At 35.8% G+C, this 16,794-nt stretch carries 11 protein-coding genes; 2 read left to right on the top strand and 9 right to left on the bottom strand.

The genetic code is table 11. The features are described 5' to 3' along the window. Nucleotides 1-29: 29 nt before the first annotated feature. Complete coding sequence (locus JST55_15205; protein ID MBS1494860.1) at nt 30-437, bottom strand: response regulator; 408 nt, start codon at nt 435-437, stop codon at nt 30-32. A gap of 413 nt (nt 438-850) precedes the next feature. Between JST55_15205 and JST55_15200 the strand changes: the two genes are divergently transcribed. Continuing rightward, complete coding sequence (locus tag JST55_15200) at nt 851-1,123, top strand: hypothetical protein (protein ID MBS1494859.1); 273 nt, start codon at nt 851-853, stop codon at nt 1,121-1,123. A gap of 334 nt (nt 1,124-1,457) precedes the next feature. Here JST55_15200 and JST55_15195 read toward each other — a convergent pair whose 3' ends face one another. The 8 genes from JST55_15195 to JST55_15160 all read right to left on the bottom strand — a co-directional run bounded on the left by JST55_15195 (nt 1,458) and on the right by JST55_15160 (nt 12,382). Beyond that, entirely contained in the window at nt 1,458-2,801 is a 1,344-nt protein-coding gene (locus JST55_15195; protein MBS1494858.1) for a sigma-54-dependent Fis family transcriptional regulator, read from the bottom strand. Nucleotides 2,802-2,804: 3 nt separating this feature from the next. Continuing rightward, nucleotides 2,805-5,609 (bottom strand): PAS domain-containing protein, encoded by a 2,805-nt coding sequence (locus JST55_15190; GenBank protein MBS1494857.1) that lies wholly within the window; start codon nt 5,607-5,609, stop codon nt 2,805-2,807. An 817-nt stretch (nt 5,610-6,426) separates the two neighbouring features. After that, nucleotides 6,427-6,576 carry a lmo0937 family membrane protein gene (locus tag JST55_15185; protein ID MBS1494856.1) on the bottom strand — a complete coding sequence of 50 codons (150 nt, stop codon included), beginning with the start codon at nt 6,574-6,576 and terminating at the stop codon, nt 6,427-6,429. 263 nt (nt 6,577-6,839) lie between these two features. Further along, nucleotides 6,840-8,246, bottom strand: coding sequence for a serine hydrolase (locus tag JST55_15180; GenBank protein MBS1494855.1), 1,407 nt, complete (start codon nt 8,244-8,246; stop codon nt 6,840-6,842). A gap of 34 nt (nt 8,247-8,280) precedes the next feature. Next, complete coding sequence (locus JST55_15175; protein ID MBS1494854.1) at nt 8,281-9,735, bottom strand: serine hydrolase; 1,455 nt, start codon at nt 9,733-9,735, stop codon at nt 8,281-8,283. Next, entirely contained in the window at nt 9,725-10,321 is a 597-nt protein-coding gene (locus JST55_15170) for a TetR family transcriptional regulator (GenBank protein ID MBS1494853.1), read from the bottom strand. The genes JST55_15175 and JST55_15170 overlap by 11 nt, the downstream gene beginning before the upstream one ends. A 229-nt stretch (nt 10,322-10,550) precedes the next feature. Next, a complete protein-coding gene (locus JST55_15165; protein ID MBS1494852.1) occupies nt 10,551-10,739 on the bottom strand; it encodes a hypothetical protein in 189 nt (62 codons plus the stop codon). 185 nt (nt 10,740-10,924) lie between these two features. Then, nucleotides 10,925-12,382, bottom strand: coding sequence for a hypothetical protein (locus JST55_15160; protein MBS1494851.1), 1,458 nt, complete (start codon nt 12,380-12,382; stop codon nt 10,925-10,927). Nucleotides 12,383-12,911: 529 nt separating this feature from the next. On the opposite strand from JST55_15160, the gene JST55_15155 reads away from it, so the two are divergent. After that, the gene (locus JST55_15155; GenBank protein ID MBS1494850.1) at nt 12,912-16,790 is read left to right on the top strand and encodes a T9SS type A sorting domain-containing protein; all 3,879 of its coding nucleotides are present in this window, start codon (nt 12,912-12,914) and stop codon (nt 16,788-16,790) included. The last annotated feature ends 4 nt before the right edge of the window (nt 16,791-16,794 follow it).

Raw genomic sequence — 16,794 nt, 5'->3', positions numbered from 1 at the left:
TATATTTTAATTTTTTTAATCTATTTTTTTTAAGAAATCTTTTCTGTTGTTTGAGGATTTGAGTTAGTCAGCTTTGCAACAGCATCAAGTATATCATCAAGCATAAATGGCTTATTAATGAATACATCTATTCCTGCTTCTCTTGCCAATTCCTTAATTTTATTATCGCTGTATGCAGTGATAAGAATTGATTTAACATCAGGGTTTACTGACTTCATACGCTGAAGTATATCTAATCCTGTCATTCCGCTGAGGTTACCAAGATTATAATCTAAGATGACCAGACTATAAACTTTATTGTTGTCGTGTACCTTATCGAGGGCTTCCTGTGCGCTTGTGGCGCTAACGATATCATATCCTTCCTCCTGCAGAAACCCGGAGAGAGTGAGGTTCATATATTTGTCGTCTTCTACCAGTAAAACATAAACTTTATTCATAGCTTTTTTTTATACTTTTTCTGTATCTCTATTACCATATACCCCAAATTGTATGCCATTATGCCGAATAATAGAACTCTTTAATACTAAATAATTGGCTTAAAAATTTGTTTTTTATGATTCCACTACAAATTTCATTAACATATTCTGACAAAATGTGACATCTTTGTCATATAATTCCAGAGAGCTAAACGACACGCTAAAAGTTATTAATTAGCGTTATTAAGCCGCCAAACTTGTCAGAATAAATTTAGATTTGTCACTTTATTAACGAATAATCTTATAATTTCAATCATATCTGAACAGTTTTTTTGGCACATCTTTGGCTTTTAATATTGTAAAGTTTTATTATTAAAGGAAGCTTTATTAATCTAATAAGAAAATAACAAAGCTTCAAAAAGGAGAAAAAGAAAATGCCAAATCCAAGAACACCAAGTACATCAGACTTTTCAACACTTGCAACACAGGAACGAAACGATAATACAACACTAGCTAACACAGTACCTGAAGTGCCTGATAACACTAACGGTAATGAGTTTGAAGTTGAAAAAAGAAATGAAGTATATCCTGATCAGTCGCATAATACAGAGCTAACTGAAGATGAAAAGGAAGAAGAAAAAAAGAACAAGAACGATTCTACCGAAAGTAAAAATGCTGACGACTGGGATATGACTAAAAAAAAATAGTAAAGAAATAAATTATATTCCGGAAACAAAAATGAAAGCGAACCATGAACACAAAATGAACGGGAAAGAAATCTTCGTTAATACGAAAAGGAAAACTTCAGCAGCGACAACGTAAGAAGTTACTTGCAGGAAGAATGATATACAGATGAATAACAATAAATGTATTGCGAAGATGTAAAGGTAAAGAAGATATAAATCCGGACTTAAACCCTGTACTGTAATATTTCAAGAGAAACCTTTCGATCTCTTGACGAGAAGAATATTCAGTGCAGGGTTTTTTTTTATTACAAAATCAATTTAACAAAGAACAGCTATCGTAAGTTTTAATCCTCAATTACAAATTATAAAGCTTAAGTTTCCTATAGAACGTTCTCTCATTCATATTTAATAACTTTGCTGCTTTAGATTTATTACCGCCGGTTTCTTTCAGCGCATTTATAATAAATTCTTTCTCAATATTTTTCTTCGAATCTTCAAGATTGTTTGTAATCATTCCTTCAGAATCACCATCCAGATGATAATTAATTTCCTTAGGTATCTGAATGTTCGTAATCACATCGTTGCCTGCCATAAGTATCGCTCTGCGCATTACGTTACGAAGTTCACGCACGTTACCCGGCCAGTCATAATCCATAAGCTCCTTCATTACATCTTCAGATACACCTTTCACATCTTTATTAAATTCTTTGTTACATTTATTAATAAAGAACGTTGCGAAGAGGGGAATATCACTTATTCTCGCTCTTAGCGGCGGCATATCAATGTTGTATTCGTTCAGTCTGTAATACAAATCGTGGCGGAATCTTTTCTTATTTACAAACTCTGCTAAGCGAATATTTGAAGCGACAATAATTCTTATGTTAATAGGAATATTTGTTTTGCCTCCAAGTCTTGTAAGTTTTCTTTCCTGTATAACTCTGAGCAGCTTCACCTGGTTCGGGTCAGATAAGTTTGTTATTTCATCAAGGAAAATTGTTCCGTTGTTTGCAAGCTCAAACTTACCCTGCTTCATATTATCTGCTCCTGTGAATGCGCCTTTCTCGTGTCCGAACAATTCGCTTTCTATCAATGTCTCCGGAATAGCTCCGCAGTCAACGGCAATGAAGGGACCGTCTTTGCGTTCGCTCTTCTGATGTATAAGATTTGCAATAACTTCTTTACCCGTTCCGCTCTCTCCATGAATAACAACGGTTAAGTCAGTTGGCGCAACAATGTTTACCTGGTTGAAAACAGAATTCATCTCAGGGCTCTTACCTATTATATCATCGTTGCCTTCATCAAGTTTCTTTCTGAGTATATTAATTTCTTTATTGAGATATCTGTTCTCAATCGCTTTGTTTATCAGGATAAGAATTTCATCGTTGTTGAACGGCTTAGTTACATAGTGATACGCACCCTTTTTCATAAGGTCTACTGCATCCTGAATATCTCCGAAAGCCGTTAAGAATATTACAGGAACATCGGGATCAGATTTCTTTATCTCGTAAAATATTTCCCTTCCCGATAGTCCCGGAAGCTTCATATCAAGTATGACCAGGTCATAGAACGTCTCCTTAACCTCTTTGATGGCTGCAAAGCCGTCAGAGGCTTGTGTGCATTGGTAATCTGCATCTTCAAGCAATGTTGTTAATGTGTACCTGATGAATTTGTTGTCATCTACAATTAAGATTTTAGCCATAGTTTATATTTTTAATGGTAGAATTATTTTTACAATTGTACCTTTATTTACTTCACTTGTTATTTTAATATCTCCGCGATGGGATTTTATAATACTGTAAGCCAATCCCATACCAAGTCCCGTACCTTCATCTTTTGTAGTGAAGAACGGTTCAAATATTTTATCTAAATTTTCAGGTGGAATTCCGGAGCCCGTATCAGAAATTATTACAGAAGCATTTTCACCTTCTTTTAATGAACTTATCCTCACAGTTCCGCCGGTGCCTACTGCATCAATTGAGTTAGTTATAAAATTCAAAAATGCTGAATATAATTTTTCTTCGTTCAGTTCAAATTCAGGGATTGAATCATCAAGCATCAGTTCGCATGTCATTTCTTTTTCTTCGCACCGGGATTTCACACTCTGATAAAGTTCGTTCAGAATTTTATTTACATTTCCTTCTTTGAAGTTTATATCATCAGGAGAAGCGAACTGCAGTAAATCTTTTATAATTTTATTCGCTAAATTAATATTGATTAAAATGTAATCAAGTCTTTCTTTAGCTTTATCATCAAGAGTTTTTGACTTAGCCATGAACTGCGCAAGTGAACTTATATTTGCCAGCGGATTTCTAATCTCATGGGCAATACCCGATGCAAATCTTCCCAAGGCTGTAAGTTTTTCCTGGTGAACCATTTCCTTCTGCATTTCTCTCAGTTCATAGTAAAGTTTTTTAAGCTCTTCCTCTTTCTGTATTCTTGTTTCGACTTCTTCACGGAGATTTACAAGAACATTGTTCAATGCTGCTGTTCTTTCCTCAACTTTGATTTCAAGATTATCCTTAGCTTCTTTAAGATTATTCTCTGCAATTTTCTTTTCAATAAAACTTCCTATCTGCTTGCTTATTGAGTATAGCAGCTCTTTTAAGCTTTCTTCTTCTTCAATTCTGTACTTACTTAAACACTCTATTACACCAAAGAATTCACTATTTACATAAATCGGCAATATAAATGAAGTTCTTATTTTTTTATCATCAAAACTTTGCCACGCAAAACTTTCAGGGTGCTTATCTTCACGGATTAAACTGTAAGGTGTAAAATCTACATCAGGGTTATCAGCATACTTGTTAATAACTTTTCGTTTGCCGAGCTTCTTATGTTCATCCAATGCCCAGTAATTTCCTATTTCAAAATTTATTACTTTGCACATGCTGTTTAAAACAGTATCGAACACTTCATCGAGGGAATCTGACTGAGCATCTGCAAGTACTTTTGAAACTGAATTCTGTAAATGTACAAGACCTTCATCTTTTTTCTTTACAGTTATATCTATACAAAGTCCGCTCATAATTATTGGTATCTCAAGCTCATTGATAAAAAATCTTCCTGTAAGGTTCAGCCATTTTATAGTACCGTCATCTTTTAGTATCCTGAAATCAACATCGAGGTTTGTTTTATTCTTATAGGAATTTCTGTATGCATCATTGACAGTATCTCTATCCTCAATAAATACAAGTTCAGACCATCCTGTAATTGCCGGATTAAATTCATCTTTGTTTTTTCCGAACATCTCATATAAATCATCTGACCAGTATATTTTGTTGTTTACCAGATCCCACTCCCACTCTGCTGCCTTACTTGCTTTTAAAGCTAAGTGAAGACGTTTATTGATTTCTTCAAATTCTTTTTGAAGTATTTTATCTTTTGTTATATCTAATGCAAATGCAATTACCTGATTATTTTCATCCGGTAAAAGTGCTGCCCCAACGATGACATTAATTTTTGTTCCGTTCTTGCGAATATAAACTCTTTCAAATGGCTCAACAAATCCATTGCTCTTTAAAGTCATTGTATGTTCTGTTGCAGAATTTAAATCATTATGCGGAATGATAACATCCCACTTCAGGGGTAAATCATCTTTTGAGTAACCAATCATTTTCAGGAATGTGTCATTCGCCTCAGGTATTACTCCGTTCTGCAGGTCTGAAATAAATGTTCCTATCAAATCTGTTTCAAAAAGACGTTTTACTCTTCCCTGAGTCCTTATTAAATTCTGTTCAGTTTGTTTCCTTATATCAATTTCATTTCGGAGTGAGTCATTAGTTTTTTCAAGATCATAAGTTCTTTTCTTCACGAGTAAGTCAAGGTCTTCATTTATCTGCAGCAAATCATCTTCAGCTTTGTTGCGGAGTTTAATTTGTTTACTGGATATTATTAGTGAAATAAATAGAATTGATGCGCCAAGTAATGAAGTAACAATAATAAATGTTTTAGTCTGGTTTGCTTGTGAAAAACTTTCTTCTGTTCTTTTCTGTAAAAGACTATCTTCAATAGCAATCATAGTTCTGTGCTGAAATCCGATTTTCTGATATGAAGTCATTAAATCAGTTTCTATATATTTCTGTAGCTGAAGTTTATCTCCTTTGAATAGTTTACTGAATTTATCAAGTTGTTTCTTTCTATCATGAATTGTAAGTTTTAAATCCTCAAGATTATTTACCTGCTCAGGATTATCCTGAATCATTTTACTAAGCTTGTTTAATTCATAATCTATTGTATCAATATTGATGGTTACGTTTTTTTCGCCCGTTAATATTCTGTCAAGATAATCAATTTCATAACCTCGTCTCATAGTTTGTACTTCTTTTATCTGTCTTATAACATTAACCGTATGCACCACTGATGCTTCTGCCTGCTTAAATTCATCCATTTGTTTGTAAGTAATGTAACCTATTAACAGAAGAAGGATGAGCGAGAAGATGTATCCCGTCATTAGCGCTTTTTCAAAGGAGTATCTGGCATCAAACTCGCTTTTAAACTTTTTTATCATAAAATTTCAGGGTTTTCTGATTGCTTGCTAAGTTACTTACATATGCTGCTATAAAAAACACAAATAACCTGCATCTAACCCCAGATAGATACAGGCATTTGCGCTCACTGTATTGGCTACGAATAGTTGCTACAGCTAATATTTATCCGAAAGAGATGCTTGTTTGAGATATTCAATCTATCAATTCTTGTCATATCTCTTTCTGTACTGACATATTTCAATATATATGCCGTAGCCGTCTGCTAAAAATGGGCTAAAATCAAGCTTTTTGCGTTTTTAGTATGACATCAGTGTCAATCATGTCATAGCATGTCTGCGCAAATCTTAATATTCTAAAAATTTGTAATCAGTTGATTTCTGAAAAATATTTTTGAAATGACGGATTTTTGACGGATTTTCGGAGCTCAGTGTTGTTTTTACAATGCCGGGAATTTTAAGAATTCGGCATTTAGAAATGCTTGACGGATTTTATTATTAGCAATCTTGTATTGTCACATTTTTGTAACATTTCATAACAGAAATTTCGCCATTTAACTTTTTCACTATTTAAAACTCAGATTGTTACATTATTGTCACATTCTGAAACGCGGATTATATGATTATTATAATACCACAGATTTTTAATTTAATTCATAACTCATAATTCATAACTCCTCAAATATAGTACGTATCAAATCCATTCTCAACCAAATCATCCCTATAACTACTAATAAGGAAATATTTTTTATTCTATATATAAATAAAAAAAAGCCGCTGAAGTTTTTCAGCGGCTTTTAGCAGGCATATGTGGGAAATTAGATGTGTCAGAAAGATGTGTTTAAACGACTTTTCGACCTTGGATTAGTCGAATCAAAATTGTAATTATTGCAAGTACCAACAAAATGTGAATAAAACCTCCGATTGTGTAAGAACTTACTAAGCCAATGGCCCATAAAACCAGAAGAATTATTGCTATTGTCCAGAGCATGCTGCCCTCCTTATTGTTGTTTGATTTCTTAAATTATTTTTAAAGTTTGTTTTCATATTCTGCTTTATACTTAATCAAACGATATGCCAAAACACGGCACGACAAAATCATGTAAAATAATTCTTTTTTACACTTTTTGTTTTTATGCGTTGTCATATGTGTCAAAGTGTGACTAATCGCTATGACATACTGACATAAAAAAAAGCCCCGCGGAAAAATTCCGAGGAGCTTTTTTGTTTTTTTGGAGATTGCAAACTTATTATCTATTTTACCAGCATCATTTTTTTTATGAATGAACTATTTCCTGTTACTAATTTATAAAAATAAACTCCGCTAGGAAAACCGGAAGCATTCCATTTATAAGAGTAACTTCCGGGTGCGAGCTTTCCTGTAAAAAGATTCTGAACTTCCTTGCCGAGTGAATTATAAACTACCAGCTTCACTTCGCCTTGTGAAGTTATATCAAATTTTATGTTGGTTTCGGGATTAAAAGGATTAGGATAATTCTGATGCAGGTTAAATTTTTCAGGAACTTCGCTTGAAATATTCTGAACTGCGCTTGGTCTGTTATTTAATACAGTATTCATAAAACTGATTGCAGGCGCTCCGGTATTAATGCTCGTATTAAAATCCAATGCAATACAGATGCTGTCAACGGGATAATACATAATCGCTGCCGAGTAACCCAGAATATTTCCGCCGTGACCGTAACATGTTTTGCCGTTCACATTATATCTCATAGTGCCGAGTCCGTATCCGTTCGCGCCGGATACGGAGGCATTTACAAATGTAAGCATCTGATTTAGTGAGTTTGGTGAAATCAACGCTCCCTTATATAAATTTCTTGACCACTTCAGAAGATTTTCCGGACGTGAAATAATTTCTCCCGCAGCATTTGCAGCGCTGAAGTGTGCCGTCCTCGGAATAAAAAAAATATCATCAGGAATTCCATCTCCGTTAATATCTACCCAGTTATGCGCATATGGACTTCTGTTTGTATCCTGAGATTCCAATGTTGTTTCTGTCATTCCAAGCGGTGTGAAAAATCTTGTATGATACTGCTCCGATAAACTTGTTCTCATTATTTTAGTAATTATCATTCCAAGCAGAAGATAATTTGTGTTCGAGTATCTCCATGATGCGCCCGGCGGAAAATTCGGAGTTAACACATAAGGCATTACTTCTTCAGGAAGCCAGTGACGGTTATAATTGGAATTAACAGCAGTAAGAAATGCAGGGTTATCAGTGTAATTGTAAATTCCGCTTGTATGGTTAAGCAGCTGCCTTATTGTAATATTGCTGTCAACATTATCATAATGGGGAAGCCACTGATAAAGATGGTCATCTAAAGTAAGGCTATCGGCTTCTGCAAGCTGAAGAATTATTGTAGCGGTAAAATTTTTTGTTATGCTGCCTATGCCGAATACTCTATCTGTAGTCATATCAACTCCTGCTTCGGAAATTCCCGCCGCTCCTTTCCATGTGCCTTGCCCCGGAACATAAACTGCTGCAGATATACCGACAAGATTATAATTAACCTTTAAAGCGTTGACTGCATTCTGCAGTACACGCGCATACGATGTATCGAATACCTGAGCTCTGCCCGACTGATTTAGTATAATCAGAAATATAAAGGACAGTACAATTCGTCCTATCTTATTTTTATTCATACTATAATTCATATTAAAAAAATTTTCAATTTTATTACTTTACCAGCATCATTTTTTTGATGAATGAATTATTTCCTGTTACTAATTTATAAAAATAAACTCCGCTGGGAAAACCGGAAGCATTCCATTTATAAGAGTAACTTCCGGCTGCGAGCTTTCCTGTAAAAATATTTTGTACTTCCTTGCCGAGTGAATTATAAACTACTAGCTTCACTTCGCCTTGTGAAGCAATATCAAATTTTATATTTGTTTCGGGGTTGAATGGATTAGGATAGTTCTGATGCAATTCAAACTTCTCAGGGACTTCACTTGAAATGCTCTGCACTGCAAGCGGTCTGTTGCTTAGTACTGTATTCATAAAGCTGTTTGCAACTGCGCCGGTGTTAATATCGATGTTCATCATTAATGACATGCATACCGTATCCTGAGGATAACACATTACAACTGACGAATGTCCGAAGCTGTTTCCCGCATGTCCCCAGCAAATTTTTCCCTGCACATTGTAACGCATTGTACCGAGTCCGTAACCATTTGCTCCCGAAATACTTGCCGATGTGAAAGTCGTCATTGCATTAATTGAACTCTGGCTTAAGATTACTCCGGGTTTGTAAAGGTTGCGAATATATTTCACAAGATTTTCAGGACGTGAAATAACTCCGCCTGCGCCAACTGTCGAACTTGCAAATGAGTTCTGAGAAATAAATGAAGCATCATCGAGTATGCCGTCACCGTTGAGGTCCACCCAGTTATGAACCCATGGAGCAGTTAATGTATCGGTTATTTCAATAAACGAACCTGTCATCTGAAGAGGGGAGTAGATACGCGAATGAATTTCCTGCCCGAATGTATGCCCCGTAATTTTTTTAATTATAATTGCAAGCAGCAGATAATTTGTATTTGAGTAATGCCAGCCTGCTCCGTGAACAAAATAAGGGGAGAGGATATACTGAAAGGACTCTTCGGGTTCCCAGATTCTATTAAAGTTTGCATTGATGGCATTGCTGTAAGCAGGGTTATCGGTAAAATTATAAATGCCGCTTGTATGATTTAAAAGCTGCCTTATTGTTGTTGTGCTGTCAACATTATTTATACGCGGCAGCCATTTGTAAATTGAATCATTCAGGCTTAAGCTGTCCGCTTCAACTAACTGAAGAATAGTTGCAGCAACAAAATTTTTTGTAATGCTGCCTGCTGCAAATACCATATCGGGAGTAAGGTTTACACCCACTTCAGTAATTCCTGCAGTGCCCGTCCATACACCTTGGCCCGGAACATATACTGCTCCCGAAATGCCGACAATATTATTATTGGCTTTTAATGTATTGAGAGCTGTCTGGAGCTTGCGAGCATAAGCAGTATCGAACGTTTGTGATTTTCCTTCTTTGAAAATAAAAAGAAGCAGGATAAGAAACATCAGGATATAAAACCTAATGGATTTTTTACTGATGTATTTTTGGTTAAAAGAATTCATTGCCGGGTTAGTTTTCAAGTTGTTTGATATAATTCTTTAAAATATTTCTCAGGCTTTGCATTGATTTGTATTTACCGGGATTGACGGGATGCCTCATCATCAGTCCGCCAATTATGGTATAAATTACATAAGCTGCTTCGCCTGTATTAATTTCTTTTTTTATTTTTCCTTCCTTTTGCGCCTGCTTTAGAAGGAGCTCAGTGTATTTTACAAACGTTTTGCCGATCTTTCGGTTATCGCCGTTCTTCAGATAGTAATTGTACAGGTCAATTTTTAATTTTGCGTAATGCACTCCTGCTTTTTGCCCCGGAACAACAGGGAAGTTCGCATTTATCAATTCAAACAATTTTTTCATCACAGGCATATCAGACTTATAGATCATTGCCATATGTTCCAGCGACTCTGCATCTTTAATTTTTATAAGAGAGTCCATCAGGTCTTCCTTATTATTAAAGTGCCAGTAAATCGCTCCTCTGGTTACGTTCGCTTTTTCGGCTATGTTTTCCAGAGTGATGTTTTCAAATCCGTGCTTGACGAATTCACTAAGAGCAATATCAATCAGTTTCCGCTTAGTCTGCTCTGCTTCTTCCTTAGTTCTTTTCAATTTGGGGTAGTCAAATTAATTATACATACAGCGTGTATGTAAAATGAAAAATAAAAATTATTTAGTCAAGGGGAAAGAAGTGACGGAAGAATAGATGATAAATTTAAGTACAAAACTCAGTTTTCCCCCTCCTTACTAAGGAGGGGGCAGGGGGTGGTTATCAAAAATAAAAAACGTGGAGATCTTTGTTAAAAGAATTATTTCAATGAAGTGATTATGCAGGCTATTTCTATTCCTGACATGTAGTATGCGGATTTTCAAAATTATCTGACTGGTCTTCAGTAGTCTCATCGAGACACTTAAAATCTTTTTCAACAATTATTTGCAGTGATACGTCCGGCTCTGTATTATATCCCACAGTATCATTTGTATTCCAGTCTTTAACAAAATCTGAAGGAATAAAAACTTTTAATTTCACCGGATTCAAATATTGCTGTTAAACTCTTTGAATTATTATTACATATTAGAGAATACTTAAACTTTGAATCTCCGAATGATGTAGTTTCCTGCAGAAAAGAATTTTTACAAAGTTTTTCAACATCGGATTTTGTCAAACGAAGTCTTACTGAGTTTCCTTTTATTCTGAGTTTCATAGCTATAATTTTATTTTACAAGCTGTTCCATTTTGGCAAGTATGTATTGCTTGTGATAATATCTTCCTGCGTTTTGTGCTTCTTTATAAATAGAATAATCCAGCTTCTTATTATTTTCTTCAGCTCGGATAATCTCACGGAAAAATTTTAATGAGCTCTCTGTAAGAACTGCATACATTTCAGGAAGCTCTTTACTTTCAAAATAAAATTGTCTTATTGAGTTTAGCATTGAAATAGCCGCCTGATAAGATTTCAGTTCAATATAATTCATAAGATAATAAAATCTCACATTGATTTTTTCATCAACTACCTGAAATTTTACTTTGCTTAGATACTCCAGCGATTCCTCATATTTTTTTGTCTGAAATTTTAATCTTCCCATAGAGTAATTCATTTCGTCTTCTCTTGAATCTTCATCCATATAGTGCCACACTTCATTTATAAAATTTTCAGCCCAGTCAAATTTTTTCAGAACGAGTGCTACTCCGAATACATCTCTTACCAGTGATTTGGCAATATATGGTTCGAGTGTATTAGGATAGATCTTTTGTTTAAAAAAATAATCACATACCCGGAATGCATCTTCATAGTGTTTCTTATCTTTTGGAATTAATTTAAGGATAAGAATATACAGTAATGATTGCCATGCATAGAGCTTAAAAACCACAGAAAACTTATCGATGTTTTCTATTATCAAATCCTCAAGAGCTTTATATTGTTCAAACGTTATTTCGTTCTGTATATATTCATAAGAAAGATAACGCACCTTTAATGAAGGCGGGGCAAGTTTTCCGCTTTCAGAGTTAAAATACTTTTCAGCATCAAACGCCCCGAAAAAAGATTTCTGAATTTCTGAAAAATCTTTCTTAACGTTATATGCTTTCAAAACAATAGAATCATCCGAAGCTATATGATAAATTGTATCCAGAGAAAAATTTATCAGATTAATTATGATTGAGTTGTACCTGAAGTGTATATCATCAAGATCGAATACATTCATCGAGATTGAATTTTCAAGCAGCTTTGTTTCAAGCACCTGATTATAATAGTAAGTATCCTCTTCGGGTATCTGAAAATTGTTTATTGATTTTTTTAATGATGCAACTTGCTTATTGGAAGCTTCATAGCATTTGTTTTCTGAAAGTCCTTTAATAAGAGAAATATTAAATTCCAGTTCACTTTTTTCAAGTCTTTCGTGCGCAATAAATTTTTTAAGCAATCCTCCGAACTCAGAATATAAATTTTTTATTGTCTGCTCTTTATATTCACCTCCGTAAATTTTTTTATAGATTCTTTTATACTCGAATTTTTCCGGCTTGAAATCAGGAGAAGCTTTTTCAACTTCTTTGAAAAGTTGGTAGAGTGTTTCTTTGGAATTAAAATATGGAGATTTAAGAAAATCGCCAAATCTTTTGAAATCGTTTTTGCTTAAATTTTTAACGATTTCAACTGTATTTGAAGGCAGCATTTAAGTATTGTTGATATGTGATAACTGGGATATTATCAACTATTAAAGTTCAAAAATTATCGTAATTTGAACGAAGAGTCAAGTATATTTAGAATTTTTCTTTATGTTTTAAACTCAGCGGAAATATATTTTTGAATTAATAATTATCGTTCTTTAAAAAGTATGGACTGCGAGAGTGGGGAGCTGCAAATGCTGCATTGGAGCTAGGGATATGTTCCAATAAAATTTTGAGAACCGGCTTCTCCTCTCAACTCCATAATCCATTAAATTCCTCATTTTTACTCGACAAAAACCCACACTCGGACAAATTTACTTTCTAAATTCTTTAAATAATAAGCAATTTCCTAATTTAGAAAAATTAAACCTCTCACTCTGACAATTTTTGCTTTAGTCAATGACAATGTTGTCTCATTTCCCGTATCTTTACCCACCAACCATAAATTAAGTATTAATAAAACAGTACCATAAAAGTTGGAATATAAATTGCCTAAACAAAAGGTGAGTTATTAAACTAAACTACGCCCCTTTTATGAAGAAAAAATTCATAATTAGAAATTTACTCTTCTTCTCAGTTATTTTTTCATTCCTGTTTTTAATTTCCAATGAAAATTCAAATAACATCAGCATAACAAAAGGAAGCGAAAAGACTTTAAGAGCTTTAAATAAGCAAAAGAAGGAAACCCTTAAGTCTGAAATTAATGAAGATGAGTCTGATGAATTTGAAAACGAACATTCTGAAAACGATAACGATAAACCGGCTTACGACCAGCCCGACGGAGCATTACAATATGAAGTTAAATATACAAAAGACCCCGTGACAAAGACAGTCCCCAAAGAAAGATTAGTCCGCGCATATGAATACGCAAAGCAATTGGAAGCACGCAACGATAATCCTCTTTCAATTACTTGGAATGAACGCGGACCGAATAACATCGGAGGAAGAACACGCGCAATACTTGTTGACCTTAACGATGTTTCACGCAACACAATTTTTGCTGCAGGAGTGGGCGGAGGATTATGGAAGACAACAAACATACAGGCCGTTACTCCAACATGGACTGCAATAGACGATTTTTTTGCTAACATAGCAATAACAACTCTGGCACAAAATCCTCTGAACCCCCAGGAAATTTATTTCGGAACAGGAGAAGGATGGTTTAACGTAGATGCAATTCGCGGAATGGGAATTTGGAAATCAACAAACGGCGGAGCAACATTTACTCAACTTGCTTCAACAACTGATATTACAAAATTCGGAACAGTGCAGAAAATTTCTATCAATCCAAAGAACGGAGATGTATATGCTGCAACACGCGGACGCTCAGGATTTGAAATTGGTCCCGGCGGAGTGTCAGATCACAGCGGAGGAATTTTCCGCTCTACAGATGGCGGAGCAACATTTGTTCAGGTTCTCGGTGAAGGCAACGGCTCAGTTGCATACAGAGCAGCCGATGTTGAAGTAAACGCAAACGGAACGGTCTATGCATCTATGGGAATATTTCAGACAGACGGAATTTATAAATCATATACGGGAAATCCCGGAAGCTTTACATTACTGAACACGGCTTTAAGCGGATTTCCTGCAACAGGATTTTACAGACTTGAACTTGCAATGGCACCAAGCGATACAAATACTTTTTATGTAGTTGCGCAGAACGCTGCACCTGTCGGCGCTCCTGCAGGGTTTACTCAATACGGAATTTTAGGAATATATAAATCAGTCAACGGCGGAACATTATTTACCACTTGTGCTCTACCTGTAGATAATGACCCACTTATAGGAACAGACTATACAAGAGGTCAGGCTTGGTATGATTTGATATGCGCAGTTGATCCGAACAATGCAAACATATTATGGGTCGGCGGAATTGATTTGTTTCAATCAACAACAGGCGGCGCTGCATGGGTACAGCAGACTCACTGGACGGGAAGTTATGGTCATCAGTATGTTCATGCAGACCAGCATCAGATTTTATTCTCACCGGGAAGCTCAACGATTATGTATTTCGGAAATGACGGAGGTATATGGAGATGCGCCGATGCAACAGCTTTAACACCAACTATAAAAGACAAAAACTTAGGATACAACGTTACTCAATATTACGGATGCGCAATGCATCCCGGAGCAAATGTGAGTGAGTTCCTTGCAGGCGCCCAAGATAACGGCTCGCATAAATTTTCAAACTCAGGAATAAATTCAGTGGTAGAAGTTTCAGGCGGAGACGGAGCAAACTGTCACATCGACCAGCTTGACCCAACATTTCAGTTTACAGCCTATGTATTTAATTCTTACTTTGCTTCAACTGACGGCGGAAATTCTTTTACGCAGGCTGATTTAAATTCAAACGGACAGTTTATAAATCCAACCGACTATGATGCTAACACAAAGAAGATGTATTGCGCCGATACTCCCGGAACATATCTTAGATGGGAAGACCCTACAATTGCAGGAACTACAAATACAATCGTTACAGTGAGCGGAATGGATGCAATGGTTTCATCGGTAACGGTTTCGCCAAACGTTGCTAACAGAGTTTACTTCGGAACTGAGAACGGAAAATTAATTTACGTTAATAATGCCAACACAGGCGCATCTGTAACAGGTGTAAATATTTCAACGGGCTTGCCTAATGGAACTATTTCCTGCGTAACAGTGCAGACCGGAAATGAAAATCATATTATAATCACATATTCAAATTACGGCGTGAACAGCGTATGGGAAACCACTAACGGCGGAACAAGCTGGACTTCTGTAGAGGGAAATCTTCCTGATATGCCTGTATGGTGGGTGATATTTTCTCCTCTGAGCAATAATAAAGCATTGCTTGCAACTGAAGTGGGAGTATGGACAACGGATTCTTTACTGGGAACTTCCACAGTTTGGGGACCATCGAATACAGGACTTGCAAATGTAAAGACAACTATGCTTCAATACAGAACTTCTGATAACTTAGTTATAGCTGCTACACACGGAAGAGGATTATTTTCAACAGATGCATTCTCAACTCCAAGAGTTGGATTTGGTGTTCAAAGAAAAGTTACCTATGCAGATATAAATATTCAGTTCAGCGATGACTCATATCAGGCAAGTTCATGGTCATGGGATTTCGGTGATGGCGGAACATCATCAGCGCAAAATCCTGTGCACTCATATTCTTTACCGGGTACATATACAATATCGTTAACGATAAACGGAAATTTAACTGCTACCAAGACAAACTATATAACGGTTCTTCCGAAGAAGGGGACTCCGTTCGTAACGACTGATACATCATGGACAGGAAGCTTCGATAGAAATCCAACTGACTTTGCAAACGAAACAGAAAGCGGAACTGCATGGGAAAGAGGTAACTCAGTAATTGCAAATAAGAATGGAACACACAGCGGTTCATTTGCCTGGGTAACGGGACTGAACGAAGCGAATTATTCAAACGGTTCAGTTTCTTATTTATACACACCTGAATTCAATATGCTTGGCGGCGGAACATATACATTTAAATTCTGGGCGAAGTTTTCATGCGAAACAGGCTGGGATGGATTCAGAGTTGAATCAACGACTAACGGAGGCGCAACATGGACTGCAGTTGGGACAGTTGGTCTAACGTGGTATAATTATATAAATCCTGCGCTTGCAACAGTATTCCCTGCAGGTGAACCATATTTCACCGGACCTCAGCCGAACTATACACAGTACTCAACCGATGTTTCAGGATTATCCGGGAATGACAGAGTGGCGTTCAGATTTAATTTCCGAACTGACCCGAACACATCTGATATTGGAGTAGCGATTGATGATTTTGAATTAGATGGTCCTCCAAACGTACCATTACCTGTAGAGCTTTCAAACTTTACAGCGACAGTTGATGCCAAGAAAGTAAATCTTAACTGGTCAACGGTTACTGAGATAAACAATAAGGGATTTTATATAGAGAGAAAACTGAAGACGAGCAACGAATGGAGCACAGCCGGATTTGTAAACGGAAACGGAACAAGCATTCTTGCGCACACATATTCATTCATTGATAACGGTCTGAACTCAGGTACATATTCGTACAAACTGAAGCAGGAAGATTTTAACGGTAACTTTGCATATCACAATTTGACAAGTGATGTTATAGTTGGTGTTCCGAAGAAGTATGCAATCAGCCAGAACTATCCGAATCCTTTCAATCCTACAACGAAGATTGATTTTGAATTACCGTTCGATAGCCGGGTTACAATAAAAATATATGATATGTCTGGTAGAGAAGTTGCAATGCTATTGAATGATGAAACTAAGACTGCCGGATATTATACTTCGTTATTCAATGCAAATGTTTTATCGAGCGGAGTTTATTTCTACATGATAAAAGCTGAAGGAAACGGAAATAAATTTGTATCGACTAAAAAGATGGTATTGCTGAAGTAATTCA

The organism is Bacteroidota bacterium, from assembly GCA_018266835.1.
Taxonomy (GTDB): Bacteria; Bacteroidota; Ignavibacteria; order Tepidaquicellales; family Tepidaquicellaceae; genus JAFDZO01.
The sequence above is the reverse complement of the archived record's forward strand: the minus strand, read 5'-3'. Positions and strand labels throughout refer to the sequence as shown.